The organism is Pantoea sp. Lu_F5_004, assembly GCF_051136245.1.
In the GTDB taxonomy this organism is placed as follows: domain Bacteria; phylum Pseudomonadota; class Gammaproteobacteria; order Enterobacterales; family Enterobacteriaceae; genus Pantoea; species Pantoea agglomerans.
The window spans coordinates 113,225-132,198 of the sequence record NZ_CP194948.1 but is presented as its reverse complement, the minus strand read 5'-3'; the positions used below and the strand labels follow the sequence as shown (position 1 = coordinate 132,198).

Here is an 18,974-nt window from a genome sequence, read left to right as displayed (position 1 = left end):
ACGGCAGGCGATCGTAAATCTGCCGTGCATTATCAATCAGGGAAATCATGACAGAACAACGCAACGCCGATCATTACCGCGCTGATGAGCACATTGATCCTTATATCTCGGTTCAGGGTGCAAGAACACATAATCTCAAAGATGTTTCACTGCGATTTCCCCGCAACGCCATGGTGGTGTTCACCGGGGTTTCAGGCTCCGGTAAATCGTCCCTCGCCTTTGATACCCTCTATGCTGAAGCCCAGCGCCGGTTTATCGAGTCGGTGTCGCCACATGCCCGTCGTCTGATCGATCAGGCTGCTGCGCCGGAGGTGGATAATATTGACGGACTTCCACCCGCGGTGGCGCTTCAGCAGAGCCGGGCTGGCGCGCAGGAGCGTTCAACGGTGGGCAGCCTCACCCGAATTTCTGTCACGCTGCGCCTGCTGTTTTCCCGGGCGGGCGTAAGGCCCGAAGGCGTTCCCTTTATGACCGCCGATTTTTTCTCACCTAACAATCCTGAAGGTGCCTGCCCCCATTGCCAGGGACTGGGAAGAGTGCACACCGTTAAAACCGAGTCGATGGTGCCGGATGTCTCACTGAGCATCCGCCAGGGAGCTATCGCTTCCTGGCCCAGAGGCTGGCATAACAAAAATCTGCGCAGCATCCTTGAGACACTCGGCTACGATGTCGATGCGCCCTGGCATACGCTTTCAGCCCGGGATCAGCAGTGGATACTGCTGACTGACGAACAGCCCTCGGTGCCGATTTTTGTCGGTCTGAACGCTGAGCAGCGTGAAAAAGCGCTGGCGGCGGGCGAAGAGCCGGCTTATACCGGCACGTACACCAGTGCAGCAAAAATCGTGCTGCAGAGTTATTCGGGTGGCAGCGAGACGACAAAGAAACGACTGGCACGCTTTGTGACAGTCACTCCCTGTTCTGAATGCCACGGTAAAAGGCTAAACCGGGATGCGCTGTCCGTCACCTTTGCCGGGCATGACATTTCCAGCCTGAGTGAGCTGCCGGTCTCAGAGCTTGCTGAACTGCTGAAGCCTTATGCACGTGGCGCATCGCCAGACCTGCCGGCAGAGGCAGCACTGCGTGAGGCGGTTATCCGGATGGCGTCGGATATCTGTATGCGGCTTGAGCAACTGGAAACGCTGGGTCTGGGTCATCTGGCGCCGGGACGCCGTACCACCGTACTCTCATCCGGCGAGCTGCAGCGCGTACGTCTGGCCACCCAGCTGATATCGCGGCTTTTTGGCGTGCTTTATGTGCTGGATGAGCCGTCAGCCGGGCTGCATCCAGATGATGTCAAATCGCTGCTCGCATCCCTGAAGAACCTGGTGCGTGCCGGTAATTCGCTGGTGGTCGTCGAACATAATATTGACCTCATCGCCGAGGCGGACTGGCTTATCGAGGTCGGCCCAGGCCCGGGAAATAATGGCGGTGAGATTGTCTATAACGGCGAACCAGCAGGGCTTGAAGAAGTCAGTGCGTCACCCACCTCGGGCTATCTTTTCTCACGAAGCTATACCGGGCTGCGCCAGCGCCGGCCCGCAGAGAGCTGGCTCAGCTTTGAACAGGTCTATTGCAACAATATTGCCGGAGTGGATATCGCCATCCCACTGGGGAGAATGACGGCCGTCACCGGCGTGTCCGGCTCCGGAAAATCGACGCTGCTGAATCGCGTGCTTCCGGAAATGCTCGGACGTTTTGACAAAACGCCTGACATCGAGGAGGGCGAGGAAGAGGATCTGGTGCCGGACGTTAAGGGTCAGGTTGTCAGCGGAAGTGACGCCATCGGCCGTCTGGTCCGAATCGATCAGCGTCCTATCGGACGGACACCACGCTCAAATCTGGCCACTTACACCGGATTTTTCGACATCGTCCGCAGGCTGTTTGCAGACACCGACGCGGCGAAAGCCAAAGGCTTCAGCGCCAGCCAGTTTTCCTTCAATCTGCCAGCCGGACGCTGTCCTGCCTGTGAAGGGCAGGGACAGATTTCGATTGAGCTGCTCTTCATGCCGAGCGCTACCGCCACCTGTTCCGTGTGCGCGGGAAGCCGTTATAATCCCGAAACGCTGGAGGTGAAGTGGAACAATCTGACGATAGCGGATGTGCTTGATCTGACCGTGGACGACGCCACTGAGGTGTTTCATGGACATGACGGGATCCAGCGTTCGCTGAAGGCACTGACGTCGCTGGGGCTGGGATATCTGACCCTGGGTCAGCCCGCCACTGAACTGTCGGGCGGCGAGTGCCAGCGTATCAAGCTCGCCTGGGAGCTGCAGCGGGTCCAGCGAACCTCCACGCTTTATCTGCTTGATGAACCGTCGACAGGCCTGCATCCATCGGATATGGATAAGCTGCTGGTTGTGCTGGATGAACTGGTGAAGCGTGGTCATACCGTCATCATGGCGGAACACAACATGCGCATAGTGGCAGAGGCGGACTGGGTGATTGATCTGGGTCCCGGCTCGGGTCTTAAAGGAGGAAGAGTTGTCTCCTCCGGCTCACCGGAAGAGGTCAGCGCATCTGCAGAGAGTCTGACTGCACCCTGGCTTTCCGCACAGCTGAAAAAGAGGGCGGGCGATCCGGAGTAAGCGGGCGTTAGAGATATCTTCCGCTGAAGGTGATGCAGTCTGAGGGCTCAGGGGCAATATGGAGGCTCCTGAACCCGCAAGCTCTTATTATTACCAGAGGAGAAGCCTTCTGGTCAGGAATGATATCGGTATTCTGCCAGTAGAAATGACCTTCCCGGCTTGTAAGGACTTTACTCAATAATATCCCTGTCACTCCCGTTACCGCTTTGCAGGTTTTCGATGGAATGTATCAACCTGCGGGCATTCTTAGGCGATCGCAGCAGCCAGGCCGTCTCTTCCAGTGAGTTATATTCTTCAAGCGACATCAGCACGCAGGATTCACCGTTCTGGCGAGTGATCAATACCGGCGATTTATCTTTAACCGTCTGAGCCATAATGTCACACAGATTCGGTTGGGCTTCGCTGTAACTGATTGCTCTCATGGAACCTCCGTAGTGGGTATTACAGCTCATTTTACAATGACGACTGCTGGCAGGGGAGTTTAGGTGAGAATTCTGGAGATGAAATCTCGAAAGTGTTTCCTTTTGCGAAACAGATGATGTAGTGTTTCTTATGGCGAAACAGGGAGTTTGATCGTGATTAAAAGCTGGAAGCACAAGGGATTACAAAAGCTTTATGAGAAAGGCGACACAAGCGGCGTGCAGTCTCAGGACGCAGAACGTATCAGGCTGCGCCTGCTTGTAATTGATGAAGCCGTATCAACGGATGAATTCAGAAACTATCCGGGCTTTCGCTTTCACCCACTGAAGGGTGACAGAAAGAACCTCTATTCAATTACGGTCAGAGCAAACTGGCGCATCACGTTCGAATTTACAGACGGCGACGCATTCATTCTCAACCTTGAGGATTATCACTGATGGCAATGTTTAATCCGCCACACCCTGGTGGCCTGATAGCGGAATATCTCGAAGATAACGACATCAGCCTGCGCAGTCTGGCTAAACAGCTGGGCGTTTCCGCAGCTTCGCTGAGCAAAGTGGCTAGCGGTAAAGCCTCCGTCAGCCCGGAAATGGCTGTACGGCTGGAGGCGGGCCTGGGTATTGCGGCACGGCTCTGGTTATCCATGCAGGCCGCATGTGATCTGCATAAGGCGCGAGAAACTACAGATGTTTCCGGCGTTCCTCTGCATCCTGGGATCGTAGCATCATCATTGCGGGACGAGACGGTATAGTCCTCGCCCCGTAGCGGCTTTCCTAATCGCCAATACAAACCTTTTATCTCATCAGCGCAGCGGCGCATTAACCTGTAACGCATCCAGCTCACGGGCGTCGTGACTGCAAAAAAAGGTGATTTCGCCGCCGCGCTGGCAGGAGAGCTCACGCAGTCGCTGCTGATTGTGCCGTCTCGCCACGTTATCCATGCCCATCATCCACTGGTAAAAGCGCAGTCCTGGCGTGCAGTGCCGCGTCTGCTGCCGCATTTCGCCGCGGTAAAACCAGGCATCGCCGCCGTGCAGTAGCCAGCCATCGGGTTGCTGAATCGCGATACCCGCGTGACCCGGTGTATGGCCCGCCAGCGGTACCAGCAAGATCTCCGGCGGTAAGTCACGCAGGCGATTAACCGCCTCAAAACCAAACCACTTTTCACCCTGCGGCTGATAGGTCTCCCAGTTGCTGATCCCACCCCATTGTCCAGGCCGGTAACGTTCCCGTGACAGCCAGCTATGGCGCTGATGCGCGGTATCAACCTCCTGCTGCAACAGATGGATTCGCGCCTGCGGAAAATCGGTCAGTCCGCCAGCATGATCAAAGTCGAGATGGGTCAGAATAATATGCCGCACATCCTCAGCCCGCAAACCCAGTGACGTAACCTGTGACAGTGCGGTCAGTTCATCGCGGCGCTGAATATTGTTTAATGCGCGGAAAAAGCCGGACAGGCGGCTGCCGGGCGCATGGATATCCTGGCGACCAAAGCCGGTATCAACCAGCACCAGCCCGTCGCGAGCCGTCTCAATCAACAGACAGTGACAGACCAGATGTGCTTTCAGGCCTTTACTGAATCCATCATAGAACGCGCCGCCCAGCGGGCACATACAGCCACAGTTAAGGTGGTGAATTTTCATCGGGCCTCCATAGGGTAAATCGGGATATCTCTGAGAAGCTACGGCATGTCCGGCGCGCAGCACATCAGCCTGGCTATAGAGTGTAGAGAGGGATGACGCAGTAGGCGGAGCGGTGAAGCGGATAACCGGGCAAAATTGCCGGTTATCCGCCAGAAAGCAGAGGATTATCAGGTGTGGAACAGCGGGAAAGCACCGGTCAGCAGACCGCCCGCCATCAGCACCAGACTGACCAGAATCCCCCACTTGATGGCAAAGCGCTGGTGGTCGCCGATGTCGACTTTCGCCAGACCCACCAGCAGGTAGACTGACGGCACCAGCGGGCTCAGCAGGTGGAACGGCTGGCCAACAATAGACGCGCGGGCAATCTCTTCCGCGGTGATGCCGTAGCTGGCTGCCGTCTGGGCGATAACCGGCAGGATGCCGAAATAAAACGCATCATTCGACATAAAGAAAGTAAACGGCAGACTGACCAGCGCGGTAAACACCGCAAGGTAAGGCCCGAAGCTATGTGGAATTACCGCCAGCAGACTCTTCGCCATGGCATCAACCATGCCGGTGCCGGAAAGGATGCCGGTGAAAATACCGGCGGCAAAAATCAGCGAGGTGACGGCCAGGACGTTACCGGCATGGGAGCCGATGCGCGCTTTCTGTTCCTCCAGCGTCGGATAGTTGAGCATCACCGCAATCGCAAACGCCAGCATAAACAGGATCTGAATCGGCAATAAACCAATCACCAGCAGCACCAGCAGCACGGTGGTCAGGATGAAGTTAGGCCAGAACATCTTCGGACGGCGATTAGCTGCGCACTCTTCAGCATCGCCCAGTCCCAGCTCAATGTTGTCGATATGGTGATCTTTCAGGGTCATTACGCCAAGACGCTTACGCTCACGCAGGCCAAACAGCACCGCCATCGCCACCAGGCTGGCGCAGGCCAGCAACATGGCGGGCAGCATCGGAATAAAGATGTCGAGGGCGTCGATGCGCAGTGCCGCTGCAGCACGGGCCGTCGGGCCACCCCAGGGGGAGAGGTTCATGATGCCGCTGGCGAGATTGACCAGACAGGTCATCATCAGCACGTTCATGCCCAGCCGGTGATAGAGCGGCAAAAAAGCAGCAATGGCGATCATGTAAGTGGTCGAGCTGTCACCATCCAGCGAGACCATTAGCGTCAGCACCGCCGTTCCGACCAGCACTTTCAGGGGATCCCCGCGCACCAGCCGGAGAATGAAGCGCACCAGCGGGTCAAACAGTCCGGCATCGATCATCAGACCAAAATAGAGAATGGAGAAGGTCAGCATCACGCCGGTAGGGGCCAGCGTTTTGACGCCATCCAGCATCATGGTACCCAGGCCCTGGTAAAACCCGCCAATCAGCGCAAATAGGGTAGGTATAAGGATCAGCGCAATCAAGGCTGACATGCGTTTGGTCATGATCAGATACATGAAGCAAACAACCATGGAAAAACCCAGTATCGTCAGCAAATTAACAGCCCTCGCAATGGCGTAAAAGTAATGAAAAAGTTACATGTCGGCAGGAAAATTCAGGTAAGTACTTAGCGTGATAATGATTAACCTGTTGTTTTAATTAACCCTGCTCAGAAAGATGATATTAAATCGCTGTCAGGATTTAGCATTTATTTAACAAAAAAAAGTGATCACGATCATCTTTAAACGAATCTTAAACGAGTTTGTGTGACTGGGATCAAAGGGGGCCACGTGCAACCATGCATTTCGGGCCAGCTGGAAATGGAATCAGAGGTGCTGGGTACAGGAGAAACAGGGGGAACGGCTGAGTCAGGATGCTCAGCCGGGCAGAGGGATTAGTTACTTAACAGCTGGAGAATCATCTCAGGAGTCTTGTTCGCCATCTTGCTGACGGCCGTCTGACCCTGCTGAATAATCTGGCTGCGTGCCAGCTGGCTTGCTTCTTCAGCATAGTCCGCATCCTGTATGCGGCTGCGAGCCGTTGACGTATCCACGCCCTGCTGCGCCAGCACATTACGGTTCGATTCGTAACGATTTATCTTCGCGCCATAGGTCGACTGATAGCCGCTGATCTTCTCCAGCGCGCTATCGAGAGCCTTCATGGTGGTGGAGATGTCATCACTGTTCAGCAGTGTGGTGTTGTTCAGCCCCAGCGTTTTGGTATCTGACGGCGTAGCGGGGATGCTATCCGACTGCACTGGCTGACCATAATCGGCGCTGGTGACCACTTCCAGAGGGCGACTCTCATGTGGCGGCGTTGCAGGCACGCCTTTGGGTTCCGGCAGCTTTCCCCAGGTCAGATTGCCGGTGAAGGAGCCATTGCCCACCACCACAACAATCAAATCCTCGCTGACGGTATCCAGCGTGATGCGCTCAAGCCGGTTACTGGTGATGGTGCCGTTGTTGAAATCGCCGCTGGCGACATCCTCATAGCGATCACCGTCACCGCTGTAAGTGATGTTCATGCCGTTGTAGGTGTTGCTGTTACTGCCCGCCAGCGTCCAGCTCGGGCCGCCCTCCAGCAACTGAGAACTGTCATAAGTCGCACCGCTGGCAAATCCGTTACTGCTGGTCAGGAGGCGACTATCCGCGGTAGCCGCATTAGTGATGCTTTTGCTGGCCCAGGTGTAATCAGGCGCACTGCCGTCCAGTGGTGTACCGACCAGGTGCTTACCGTCGCGGGTAAAAAGCTGGAGATCGTCATCCATACCCAGCGAATCAATCGTGATGCTTATCGCCGTCGAGCCTGCCGGGATATAGGCCAGCGGGATCACGCCCGAGGTAAAGGAGTAATTCTTGCCCGGCACCGGAAACTTTGTGTTGATAGGGTCAACGTTACCCAGTTTCGCAGGAGGCAGATCGGGATTATTAGTCGCCAGCGGATAACGCCCGAAAATCTCGGTGTGGTCAGCGACTTCATTGATGTCTGCCAGAATCTGCTGATACTGGCTGTTGACGCTCTGCCGATCCGCGTCTGACAGCGTGCCGTTGGCTGCCTGGACCGACAGGGTGCGCGCCTGGACCAGCAGATCGACGATGCTGCCAAGGCCGCCACTGGCAGTCTGGGAATAGCTGATGGCGTCATTGAGGCCACGCGCTACCACCGCATCGGCATTGATATTGGCCGTCATGCGGTTGGCAATCGCCTGACCTGCCGCGTCATCTCTGGCACTGTTAATTCTCATCCCTGATGATAACCGTTCAACCGTTCGTCCCAGAACAGAGTCAGTGTTGTACCGCGTTTTGTTCGTAATCGCGGCGGTTTCGTTATGGTTGATCGTTAACATGGTCGCTTCGAACAGGGAGAGGAGTCTCTGTTTTATCGGCAGGGTGATAAGCAGCTTTAATCTCTGTGGCGACAAAAAGGCAGGGAATACGGGGCCGGACGGTCAACAGTCTGATGGCTAACCGCTTTTCAGATAAAAATAATTAACGGTTCAAGGATGGCAGGAAACACGCCTGCTACGCGATGACGCAGCAGGCGAACGAAGATCAGTTAAAAACCATGCCGCCATCAATCAACAGCGACTGACCGGTCATGTAATCGGAATCGGGACTGGCGAGGTAGGCGACACAGGCTGCCACATCTTCCGGCTCTGAAAGACGTCCCAGCGTAATGCGTTTCGCAAATTCCTCGGTGCCGTAACCGGCAGGCTTGCCGGCTGCTTCAGAGATCTGCCGGTCGATCTCTTCCCACATCGGTGTTCTGACAATGCCAGGGCAGAAGGCGTTGACCGTGATGCCGGCAGGTGCCAGATCGCGCGCGGCGGTCTGCGTCAGGCCGCGCACGGCAAACTTACTGGAACTGTAAACCGCCAGCTCCGGATTACCGACATGACCCGCCTGAGAACAGGCGTTGATGATTTTGCCGCCGTGACCTTCTGCAGCAAACGCTTTAATCGCGGCCTGCATACCCCAGATCACCCCTTTGACATTGACGTTGTAGACCTTGTCGACCACCGCTTCGGTGATCTCAGCAATCGGCGTGGAGGGCGCAATACCGGCATTATTGACGATGACGTCAAAGCCGCCCAGCGTGCGGCGCGCCTCTTCTACCGCTTCCATCACCTGATCACGCTGCGAGACATCGACTTTCAGCGCAATCGCTTTGCCGCCCTGCTTATTGATCTTCTCCGCGACCTGGCGTGCGGTCTCCTGATTAAAATCGGCTACCGCAACCGCCAGTCCATCTTTCGCCAGACGCAGGGCGATCGCTTCACCAATGCCCTGGCCTGCGCCGGTCACAAATGCCACTCTGTTTTTCATCATGATTTCCTTTTTGAGAAATTAAAGAAGCTGGCTCAGATGCAGCTGACCCATCAGCAGCGGGTTGTCGGTGTAATCGACCGGCACAGCCACCACGGCGGGTCCCTGAACATCCATCGCTTTACGCAGCGTCGGCTCCAGCTCTGCCGCGCTGGTCACCGCAAAGCCCGCTGCCCCAAACGCTTCGGCGTAGGCTTTGAAATCGACCGGCCCAAAATTGACGCCCGAGACGCGGTGATATTTTTTCTCTTCCTGCATCGCCACCATGTTGTAGGCGTTATCGACCCAGACGATGTGCAGAATGTTGGCTTTTAAGCGGACGGCAGTTTCCAGTTCCATGCTGGATTGCAGGAAGCCGCCATCACCGGAAACTGAAACCACTTTGCGCTGCGGCTCGACCAGCCAGGCACCAATCGCCCACGGCAGGGCCACACCCATCGTCTGCTGACCGTTGGAGATCATGATCTGCCGGGCGCGGAAGCTGTAGAGATAGCGGGCGATCCAGATGTGGAAGCTGCCCATATCGACGGTAAGGCTGACGTCACTGTTAATGATGTCCTGCATGGCGCGCACAATGCGCAGCGGATGCAGAGCAAACTGATTGAGGCTGGCACCCTGCATCGCCAGCAATTTGCGCTGCTGCTGACGATCCTCAAGGATGGTGGCGGCTTCCGGGGTCAGCTGGAGTGGGGCGGTGATGCGCGCGGCGAGTTTACGCACCGTGGCGGCGATATCACCCACCAGTTCTGCGTCCGGCAGATAGCGGTTATCGGTCTCAGCGGGTATTACGTCGATATGAATCAGGGTGGCGTTACCGCTGTTCCACATCGCCGGTTCATATTCCACCGGGCTGTAGCCGATGGTGACGATCAGGTCAGCCTGTTGCAGCAGCCTGTCGCCCGCCTGGTTGTTAAACAGCCCGACGCGCCCGGCGAAGCGTGAGAAGTGATCCTGTCTGACCGCTCCCGCTGCCTGATAGGTGCTGGTGACCGGAATGTGACTGCGTGTCAGCAGCTCATGAATCGCTTCGCTGTTCTCTGTCTGGCTCGCCATTAATCCCAGCAGGATGACCGGATTTTTAGCCCCGGCGATGGCCTCGCTGACGGCGTCGATCATTGAGTCAGGTGCGGCGCCCAGTACCGGGCGGCCTTTGCTGCTCAACGCTTTGCCGGTAACCGGCTGATCGACAATATCCTGTGGCAGGCTGATAAAGGCACCGCCGCCCCGGCCATGTTCGGCGTGGCGAAACGCATTCGACAGGCATTCAGAAAGCGCAGCGGGGTCGGTGACCTCAACTGCATATTTAGTGATTGGGCGAAACATTGAAACCGTGTCCATGCTCTGATGAACCTGCTTGGCACTGTCGGAGCGCTTCACCTGACCGCCGATAGCCACCACCGGATCGCCTTCGCTGGTGGCGGTGGCCATGCCGGTGATCAGGTTGGAGCAGCCCGGCCCGGAGGTGACCAGCGCCACGCCCGCATTGCCGGTAAGGCGGCCCACTGCGGCGGCCATAAATGCGGCGTTTGCTTCGTGGCGAACCGGGATGGTCTGGATGGAGGAATCCAGCAGTGAGTCGAAGACTTTATCAATTTTTGCGCCAGGAATGCCAAAGACGTGGCGGACGCCCTGTGCCTCAAGTTGCGCCACCACCAGGTCAGCGCCACAGGTCCAGAGTGTGGTATCGGTTGGAGTTTTCATCGTCATTCCTCTGATTAGCTTTCTACCGCACGAATCGCGGCGTCAAGATTGGCGGGGTTCAGGTCGGCATTGAGAAAATCGCTGTCCTGCGGCAAATCCACGACCAGCTTGCTGATGGCACCAAAGGTCAGGGTGCCCTGTTCCAGCGCATAATCGAGAATGTGGCCGCCGCCTTCGCGGTCGTCGGTAATAAAATGTTCGTGATAGCCCGCAACGTTAATGCCCTGCATATATTGCGGCGTACGGAATCCGATCAGTTCGCCCGCACGCTGGCTGAAGGCAAAGGTCGGCTGATCGCCCAGCACTTCCGGCATGGAGCGATAGGGACGGCACTGGCACGGCACGGTGCGGGTCTCGACGCGACTGAAACGACCGCTGATGCGCAGTGCGCAGAACTGGTTATCGGAGGTGATTTCGTTGTCGATCACCTGATGGATCGCCTCACGCGACATCGGCCGGTCAAATTCATACAGATGCTGCGGTTTAAAAAAGGTCATCACAGCAAACGGGGTTTTCTGCGCCGGATCGGCCGGGTGCGCGCTGCCATCGGCATGCAGCTGATAGACCTTGCTGTCAAACGCGATCATCTCGCCATCCAGCCGGTTAAAGGTACCCAGGCCAAAATCCCCTTTACGCAACAGATCGGCAATACACACATTGCCGTCGTAAACGCCACTCAGCAGCGCACTCATTAAAGAGGTCTGATAGATAACGCTTTCTGGTGCATCCTGGGAAAGCCTTAAGACAGTATGTTTTAGTTGATCCTCACAGGAACAATCAGTTACACAATTGCTCATTTGATGCCTCGTCGATTAACCGTTAAGCCGTGTTAACCTAATGGTGAACCGATTCAGTCGGTGGGTCCAATAGCGAAACCTGTTAACTTTGAGACGTTTTTGATATGGAACTTCGCCACCTGCGTTATTTTGTTGCCGTAGCCGAGACGCTTCACTTCACCCGGGCCGCTGAAATGCTGGGGATTTCGCAGCCGCCGCTGAGTCAGCAGATACTGCGACTGGAGCAGGAAATTGGCACACCGTTGCTGAAGCGCCTGACGCGTGGAGTGGAACTCACCGAAGCGGGCGAAGCGTTTCTGGCGGATGCCAGGCAGATAGTGCAACTGGCCGATCAGGCACTGGAGAACGCACGCGGTATTGCGCGCGGGATCAGTGGTCAGCTGTCGCTGGGCTTTGCCAGCTCGGTGGCGTTTAATCCACGCATCTTCACCCTGATCCGCCAGTTTAAAGAACGTTATCCGGCGATGGAGCTGCTGACCCGCGAAGAGAATATGTCTTTGCTGATGCAGGATTTACAGGAAGGATTGCTGGATGCCGCTTTTATCCGGCTGCCGTGTGAAAGCAGCAAAGCATTTAATCTGCGCGTCATCTCCACCGAAAAGATGCTGATTGCGCTGCCGCGCTGCCATCCCCTCAGCGGCACACCCACCGTGGCGCTATCCGCGCTGGCGGGGGAAACCCTGGTGATCTTCCCGCGCGACGTCTCGCCCAGTCTGTATGAGTTGATTGTCACTGCCTGTCTGCGGGCGGGCTTTTCGCGTCACACTTTTCAGCAGGCTCCGCAGATCACTACGTCGCTGGGCATGGTGGCGGCGGGCTGCGGGATTGCGCTGGTGCCGGAGTCGATGCGCTGCGTAGATAACCCCGGGGTCAGCTTCTGCGATATCGAAAACAACACGCTGTTTACTGATGTTGCCTTTGCCTGGCGTCGGCTTCACCCGTCAAAAGCGGTGCTGCATCTGCTGGCGCTGCTGGCAGAACAGCCTGCGGCACCAGGCGAAGCGGGTTGATAAGCGCCAGCTATTGAACTGAAAACAATAACCAACTGGCGGCCAGGGACCGGGATGCCAATAATCGGTGCATGACTACATACCGCGTAAGAGTCGGGTTTCACAACCCGTCAGCCCTGACATTCAGGCAACTGGATGAAATTCTGGAGCCGCAGCGATTCTGGAGAACAGATTCGGCGGGCGGCCAGTTCCGCTATTTCATGGAGTATGAGTACCAGTCTGACGTGCGGGATCTCTGTTCGGTCTGCTCGCTGGCCTACAGTCAGGCCTGCAAAGTCAGAAAGTGCCCGCTGATTCTGGTCGAGGTGATGAACTGATCCTTTCCGGCGATCCCGCAGTTCTCAGCACGGGATCGCCGGGTATTGTTTTAACGTGAACCGCGCTGCATCAACAGACTTAACGCGGCGGGCAGCACCGTGAGCGTCACCAGCGTACCGCTGACCAGACCGCCAATAATCGCCAGTGCCATGGGCCCCCAGAAAACCTGATGGGCTATGGGGATCATGCCGAGTATTGCCGCACAGGCGGTCAGCAGAATGGGACGCGCACGGTGATGGGCAGCCTGCCGGATTGCCTCACCCGCGGGCAGTCCGGCCCGGCTATTCGCATCGACTTCACTGATCATGATTACCGCGTTGCGGATGATGATCCCCGCCAGGGCAATAATCCCCAGCAGCGCCACGAACCCCAGCGGTGTGCCAGCCGGCAGCATCGCAGATACGATGCCGGGCAGGCCAAAGGGTGCCATGCTCAGCGCCAGCAGCATGCCGGAGAAGCGTTGCAGCTGAATCATCAGCAAGACCAGCATGACGCAGATCGTCACCGGCAGCAGAGCAAACACTGAACCGTTGCCTTTATCCGATTCGGCTGCCACGCCACCTTCTTCAATACCGTATCCGGCAGGCAGCGAGGCGCGCAGGGCGGCGACGGTTGGTGCGAGCTGCTGCGAGACCTGTTCAGCCCGCTGACCGGGCGCAATATCGGTCTGTACTGTGATGTAAGCCAGCCTCTGACGTCGCCATATCACCGGGTCATCCACTCCCCAGTTCAGCGTTGCTACCTGTCGCAGTGGGATTTTCTGTCCGCTGGCATTAGTGATCATCAATCCTGCCAGTGTGTCAGTGTCCTGCCGCTCCGGGTCATTGCTGCGCAGCACGACATCGATCAGGCGGTTACGATCGCGCAGGGTGGTCACCACGCTGCCGGACATCAGAGTATTCAGCGCGGTGGCTATCGTTTCGGAAGAGAGTCCGGCTGCGCGGGCTGCGGTCTGGTTCACCGCCAGCGTCATGACCCGTTCTGGCTCTCCGGCGGTAAGATTGACCTCGCGTGTCAGCGGTGAGCGGGCGATCAACGCCGCCAGCCGATCGGCCGCCTGCCGCACCCTGGCATTATCCGGGCCGGTGATACGATATTTCAGCGGCCAGCCGACCGGTGGACCCAGCTCAAGCGGCGATACCCGGGTGGTGATATCACTGAAATCCACCGCCAGCTTCTGTTCCAGCCTGCTGCGCAGCCGATCGCGCGCCGCCAGATCTTTCGCCACCACCACCAGCTGCGCGATGTTTTCATTATCCAGCAGCACATCCATCGGCAGATAAAAGCGTATTGCGCCCGAGCCAACGTAGCTGGTGAAGTTCGCCACATCCCGATCGTTGCGCAGCATCTGTTCCAGCTGTGCGGTCCGGCGGGTGGTTTCAGCCTGCGCTGCACTGGCGGGAAGCGTCAGGCTGACCAGCAGCTCGGGGCGATCCGACGCAGGGAAAAATTCACCCTGCATAAAAGTGGTGGCGTAAAGGCTGACCAGCAGCACCGCCATCGCTGTGCCAATCGTCACCAGCCGGTTGCGCAGAATCACCTCCAGCAGCCGATGGTAGCTCCGCGTCAGCACGCCCGGCGGCTTATCGGCCTTGATGTGCCTGGCCGACAGCAGCCAGCAGCCGGTGAGCGGAGAGAAGATGACAGCGACGACCCACGAGCAGAGCAGCGCCAGGGCGATCACCACAAACAGCGAGTAGCAATATTCTCCGGCACTGGAGGCGGCGAACCCGACCGGAATGAAACCGGCGATCATCACCAGCGTACCGGTCAGCATCGGAAAGGCGGTGGTTTTAAACGCATAAGTCGCGGCTTGCCACTTGCTGTCGCCTGCCTCGAGTCGCGCCACCATCGCCTCGACAGTGATCATGGCATCATCCACCAGCAGCCCCAGCGCGATAATCAGCGCGCCAAGCGAGATGCGCTGGAGTCCGATGCCTGCCATTAACATGCCGGTAAAGGTCATTGCCAGTACCAGCGGGATCGCCGCCGCAACGACCAGACCGGCACGCAGTCCCAGCGAAACAAAGGAGACGGCTAACACGATGACGACCGCTTCGCCCAGTATCCGGACGAAGCCGCTGACCGCGTTTTTCACCACCGAAGACTGGTCGGCCACACGGGTCATAGTAATACCGTGTGGTAACTGACCGGCCAGCATCTGCATGCGCTGACTGAGCTGCTGACCGAAATCGAGCATGTTGCCGCTGCCGGCCATGGAGATCGCCAGCCCGATAGCCGGAACGCCGTTAACCCGGAACGTCGGGGCTGGTGGTTCGGCAGGTTGCAGGCTGATGGTGGCCAGATCGGTCAGCGGAATAAAACGCTCACCGATATGCAGGGTAATCGCCCGCAGATTTTCAACCGAAGTCAGGGTGCCGCTGACCCGCAGCGCAATATTCTCGCGGTCGGTACGCAGGCTGCCCGCCGGGACGACATCGTTCTGGGCTTTAATGGCGTCGCTGACCTGCTGTAAATCGAGACCCATGCCGTTCAGCTTGCGCGGCGAAAAGGCGATAACCACCTGCTGCTCCTGTACACCTAACAGGCTGGTTTTACCGATGTCGGGCAGACTGGCCAGGTTGCGACGCAGGTTATCAACCCGGTCGCGCAGCTCTCTGGCGGTAAAACCATCCGCCGTGAAGCCATAAATGGTGCCGAAGGTGTCATCAAACTCGTCGTTAACGGCCGGACCCTGCACGCCCTGCGGCAGTGAAGGGGCAACGTCCTGCATCTTTTTACGCAGCTGGTACCAGATGCCGGCCACCTGAGAGGGCGGCGTGTCATCGCGCAGGTTGACATAGATGACGGTTTGTCCGGCGCGGGTTTCGCTCTCAACCGCGTCCAGAGACGGGATCTCCTGCACCTTCTGTTCCAGTACGTCTGTGAGCAGTTGCACAGTGGTGTTCACATCAGCGCCTGGCCATTGGGCTGAGATTACGGCGGTTTTGATAGTAAACGCCGGGTCTTCGTTGCGTGACAGATTTTCATAGCTCAGCACACCCGCCGCCATGACCAGCAGCATGAAAAAGATCACCAGTTGCTGATGCGCCAGCGCCCAGCCGGAGAGGTTAAAGCCAGACGATTTTTTCATGGAGCCTCCTGGGAAAGCGCCACTTTTTCGCCAGGCTGCAGAGTGCTGACCCCGGCGGTGACAACGCGCTCCCCCGGCCGGATCCCGGCAGTAACGAAGATTTGTTGCGCGTTAAAGCGGGCCAGCACTACCGGACGAAGCTGCAGGCGTGACGCCGCATCAACGACCAGCAGCGCGGGTTTGTCTGCGGAGCGGGTCAGGGCGCTGGCGGGCAGGACGATGACCGGCGGCTGCGCATCGGGAAGGCTGACAATGACCGTGGCACCGGGAGCCATCGCCTCAGGCGGCTGATTTAGCGAGATGCGCAGCCGCCATGTGCGGGTCTGCGGATCGGCCTGCGGGCTGATGTCACGCACTGTGCCACTGGCCTGCACGCCGGGATCGGCGAGCAGCGTCACTTTTAGCGGTGTCCGGTCATCAGGGCGCAGCAGCGCAGGCGTTGTCAGGTCAAACACCGCATCGCGTGCATCTCCTGCTGCCAGCGTCATCACATTTTGTCCGGCGCTGACCACCTGACCTGGCTGAACCGTGATGGCGGTGATCCGACCTGCTGCAGGCGCAGTCAGCTGAGTCCAGCTGAGGTTATCCTGGGCATTTTTCAGTGCCGCTTCGCTGCTGAGACGGCGGGACTGCGCGCTCTGCCAGTCCGCCTGGGCGCTGTCCAGCTGGCTGCGGGCGATGGCCCCACCGGGCATCAGCAGCCGCATCCGATGCAGGTTAAGCGCGGCGACCCGTTCGGCGGCGCGTGCGCTGTCGAGATCGGCCCGCGCGCTGCTTAGCTGATTGCGTGACTGATCATTTTCCAGCGCTGCCAGCGATTGCCCGGCGTTGACGCGATCGCCCAGCTCAACCGCACGGCTTACCACCCGGCCATCCAGCCTGAATGCCAGCGCAACCTCTTCATGAGCACGGATTTCGCCAGTCAGCACCAGCGACGCATCACTGCTGAGCGGTGGGGCAATCACTGATTTAACCGGGCGGAGCGGGGCGGCAGGCGGAGCAGAACTATTGTCCCGGCAGCCGGTCATGATGAATACCCCAAGCAGCACGAAGATGATCGGTGCAAAGATGTGAATACCAAAGAGATGACGCCACACCTGGCGGGCAGCATCCGATAAGAAGTCTGTCATAACCGGGTTCCTTTAATGAGTTGTGCTCATTGAACCCGGCTTGTGTCCAGAAACGTTTTATGAACCATCAAGAAATGGTCAAGCCAGAACAATTTATCTCGCTGGCAGCGTTATCCCGATCAACAGACCGCCGTCGGCGGGCAGCGTGGCGTGAAGCGACCCGCCGTGCGCCTCGACGATCGCTTTGGCGATCGACAGTCCCAGACCGCTGCCGCCGGAGTGGCGGGCGCGTGAGGAGTCAGCCCGGGTAAAGCGGTCAAACAGCTGCGGCAGGAAGTCCGGTTCCACACCCTGACCGTAATCACGGAAGGTCATTGTGATCGCCTGATCGCTCTGGCTGGCGGTGATCAGCAATGCGCCACCGTCGGCAGCATAGCGCAGCGCATTTTCACAAATGATGGTCACCACCTGGCCCAGCCGGAAGGTATCGGCATACAGTCGCAGCTCCTCCGGTGCTATGACACTGATATTCACACCCGCCTGTTCTGCCTGCGGCATCAGCCAGCCGGAGCGCTCGCGCAGTAATTCGCAGAGATTAAACCACTCGCGGTTCAGGGTAAGCTGCCCGGCATCCGCCAGCGACAAGAGATGCAGTTCGTCTGTCAGGCGACTGAGCTGCGTCAGTTGCTTCATGATCATCGCCAGCTGTTGCGGTTCGGCAGGAAAGACGCCATCCAGAATCCCCTGCAGGCGACCCATCGCCGCCGTCAGCGGCGAGCGAAGTTCATGCGCCATCGCCACATGCGAGGTGCGCAGCTCACGCTCGTAACGCGCCAACTGCTGCGTCATCTGATTGAAGTCTTCAGTAAAACGTACCAGCTCCTGTGGGGCTTCTTTTACGATTACTGCCGATCGGCCAAATTCCCCTTTCGACACCGCTCGCGCTGCGGTAGCCAGCTGGCTGAACTGCGCCGACAGCGGGCGGGCGAAACGCAGCGCCATCAGCACCATAAACGGAATCATGACTACGACCAGCACGATCACGGTAAGCCAGTCCGACGAGGCCAGCGACGGATCGGAGAAGTTGATGCCCCACCACTGGTCGATAATCTGATGAAAGCGTGCCGGATCGCTGGCAGGGTGTTGGCGCAACCGGGTGAACTCATCCAGCAGCGCGGGCGGCATTCGGTAATAGACCCAGTACGCCTGCACGGCAAAGCGCAGCCACATACAGATGGCGATGAGCACCACGCTGCCGATCGCCAGAAACAGCACCCGGATGCAGATCCAGCGCCACAGTGAGGTATGCGTATCGTTCTTCATGGCTGTCTGAACCGGTAACCGACGCTGCGCACTGCCGGTAAGACATCAGAGATGCCTGCGGCTTCCAGTTTGCGACGCAGGTTATAGACGTGGGTATCGACTACCCGCTCAAGCGCATCGCTTTCCGGCAGACAGTGCTCCAGCAGAAACAGGCGGGTAAACGGACGTGTCGGGGCACGCATCAGGGTGACCAGCAGGGAAAATTCGGTCGGTGTCAGATCGAGGCGGCGCGGTGAGGCACCGTCACTATCGACCACTGCGGTAAGAGCCACCGGGTCCACCACTAAACCCGCCCAGCGCAGGGTTTCTGCCGCGGGAACCTGACTCTGCTGGCTGCGGCGCAGTACTGCCTGAACGCGCGCCACCACTTCGCCCGGATGATAGGGTTTGACCACGTAGTCATCCGCGCCATAGCGCAGTGCGCCGATGCGGTCCGGCGCATCACCCATCGCTGTCACCATGATTACCGGCGTATCGTCACGACGTCGCAGCGCTGCCAGCACTTCAGTACCGTTCATGCCGGGCAGCATGATATCCAGCAGGATCAGATCGGGCTGCCAGCGTCTGGCGGCATCCAGCCCGCCTGGCCCGTCACCGGCAATCATGACCTCATAATTTTCACGTTTCAGGTAGGCCTCAAGTACGCCCGCCGCATCAGCATCATCTTCAATAATCAGTACACGTTTTGACTGCATTTTCGGATCACCTTGACTGTTTCTTCATAAATCCCTGGTCGTTCATTGACACTCGCCTCGCATACTCCG

General features: G+C 57.9%; 16 protein-coding genes. 5 read left to right on the top strand and 11 right to left on the bottom strand.

Features of this window, described 5'->3' with window-relative positions:
* The first annotated feature begins 47 nt into the window (after positions 1 to 47).
* Complete coding sequence (locus ACR8BN_RS22420; protein ID WP_434747826.1) at positions 48 to 2,585, top strand: excinuclease ABC subunit A; 2,538 nt, start codon at positions 48 to 50, stop codon at positions 2,583 to 2,585.
* Between the two features lie 170 nt (positions 2,586 to 2,755).
* Here the strand turns inward: ACR8BN_RS22420 and yefM are convergent, their stop codons facing one another.
* Positions 2,756 to 3,007 carry a YoeB-YefM toxin-antitoxin system antitoxin YefM gene (yefM, locus tag ACR8BN_RS22415; protein ID WP_434747825.1) on the bottom strand — a complete coding sequence of 84 codons (252 nt, stop codon included), beginning with the start codon at positions 3,005 to 3,007 and terminating at the stop codon, positions 2,756 to 2,758.
* Positions 3,008 to 3,160: 153 nt separating this feature from the next.
* Between yefM and ACR8BN_RS22410 the strand changes: the two genes are divergently transcribed.
* Together ACR8BN_RS22410 and ACR8BN_RS22405 are read left to right on the top strand one after the other, a co-directional pair.
* Positions 3,161 to 3,442, top strand: coding sequence for a type II toxin-antitoxin system RelE/ParE family toxin (locus ACR8BN_RS22410; RefSeq protein WP_039387308.1), 282 nt, complete (start codon positions 3,161 to 3,163; stop codon positions 3,440 to 3,442).
* Positions 3,442 to 3,756, top strand: a complete 315-nt coding sequence (locus ACR8BN_RS22405) for a HigA family addiction module antitoxin (protein WP_039387307.1) — start codon at positions 3,442 to 3,444, stop codon at positions 3,754 to 3,756. The genes ACR8BN_RS22410 and ACR8BN_RS22405 overlap by 1 nt, the downstream gene beginning before the upstream one ends.
* Positions 3,757 to 3,807: 51 nt before the next feature.
* Here ACR8BN_RS22405 and ACR8BN_RS22400 read toward each other — a convergent pair whose 3' ends face one another.
* The 6 genes from ACR8BN_RS22400 to budA form a co-directional block, all read right to left on the bottom strand.
* The gene (locus ACR8BN_RS22400) at positions 3,808 to 4,647 is read right to left on the bottom strand and encodes an MBL fold metallo-hydrolase (protein ID WP_434747824.1); all 840 of its coding nucleotides are present in this window, start codon (positions 4,645 to 4,647) and stop codon (positions 3,808 to 3,810) included.
* Positions 4,648 to 4,814: 167 nt separating this feature from the next.
* Positions 4,815 to 6,128: a CitMHS family transporter gene (locus tag ACR8BN_RS22395; RefSeq protein WP_031593743.1), complete on the bottom strand. Its 1,314-nt coding sequence runs from the start codon at positions 6,126 to 6,128 to the stop codon at positions 4,815 to 4,817.
* 338 nt (positions 6,129 to 6,466) lie between these two features.
* Positions 6,467 to 7,918, bottom strand: a complete 1,452-nt coding sequence (locus tag ACR8BN_RS22390; protein ID WP_434747823.1) for a flagellin — start codon at positions 7,916 to 7,918, stop codon at positions 6,467 to 6,469.
* Between the two features lie 205 nt (positions 7,919 to 8,123).
* Entirely contained in the window at positions 8,124 to 8,897 is a 774-nt protein-coding gene (locus ACR8BN_RS22385) for a (S)-acetoin forming diacetyl reductase (RefSeq protein WP_064703086.1), read from the bottom strand.
* Positions 8,898 to 8,918: 21 nt separating this feature from the next.
* Positions 8,919 to 10,598, bottom strand: coding sequence for an acetolactate synthase AlsS (gene alsS, locus ACR8BN_RS22380; RefSeq protein ID WP_010256852.1), 1,680 nt, complete (start codon positions 10,596 to 10,598; stop codon positions 8,919 to 8,921).
* A gap of 14 nt (positions 10,599 to 10,612) precedes the next feature.
* The gene (gene budA, locus ACR8BN_RS22375; RefSeq protein ID WP_434747822.1) at positions 10,613 to 11,395 is read right to left on the bottom strand and encodes an acetolactate decarboxylase; all 783 of its coding nucleotides are present in this window, start codon (positions 11,393 to 11,395) and stop codon (positions 10,613 to 10,615) included.
* 104 nt (positions 11,396 to 11,499) lie between these two features.
* Between budA and ACR8BN_RS22370 the strand changes: the two genes are divergently transcribed.
* Together ACR8BN_RS22370 and ACR8BN_RS22365 are read left to right on the top strand one after the other, a co-directional pair.
* The gene (locus ACR8BN_RS22370) at positions 11,500 to 12,405 is read left to right on the top strand and encodes a LysR family transcriptional regulator (RefSeq protein ID WP_069027166.1); all 906 of its coding nucleotides are present in this window, start codon (positions 11,500 to 11,502) and stop codon (positions 12,403 to 12,405) included.
* Between the two features lie 71 nt (positions 12,406 to 12,476).
* Positions 12,477 to 12,722 (top strand): hypothetical protein, encoded by a 246-nt coding sequence (locus tag ACR8BN_RS22365; RefSeq protein ID WP_010256845.1) that lies wholly within the window; start codon positions 12,477 to 12,479, stop codon positions 12,720 to 12,722.
* A 50-nt stretch (positions 12,723 to 12,772) separates the two neighbouring features.
* Here ACR8BN_RS22365 and ACR8BN_RS22360 read toward each other — a convergent pair whose 3' ends face one another.
* From ACR8BN_RS22360 to ACR8BN_RS22345, 4 genes are all read right to left on the bottom strand, one after another.
* Positions 12,773 to 15,817, bottom strand: coding sequence for an efflux RND transporter permease subunit (locus ACR8BN_RS22360; RefSeq protein ID WP_115764962.1), 3,045 nt, complete (start codon positions 15,815 to 15,817; stop codon positions 12,773 to 12,775).
* On the bottom strand, positions 15,814 to 16,947 hold the full coding sequence (locus ACR8BN_RS22355) for an efflux RND transporter periplasmic adaptor subunit (protein WP_425023791.1): 1,134 nt from the start codon (positions 16,945 to 16,947) through the stop codon (positions 15,814 to 15,816). Before ACR8BN_RS22355 ends, ACR8BN_RS22360 begins: the two co-directional genes overlap by 4 nt.
* 93 nt (positions 16,948 to 17,040) lie before the next feature.
* Entirely contained in the window at positions 17,041 to 18,210 is a 1,170-nt protein-coding gene (locus ACR8BN_RS22350; protein WP_031594551.1) for a sensor histidine kinase, read from the bottom strand.
* Positions 18,207 to 18,905, bottom strand: a complete 699-nt coding sequence (locus tag ACR8BN_RS22345) for a response regulator (RefSeq protein WP_083070645.1) — start codon at positions 18,903 to 18,905, stop codon at positions 18,207 to 18,209. The genes ACR8BN_RS22350 and ACR8BN_RS22345 overlap by 4 nt, the downstream gene beginning before the upstream one ends.
* Positions 18,906 to 18,974 lie beyond the last annotated feature (69 nt).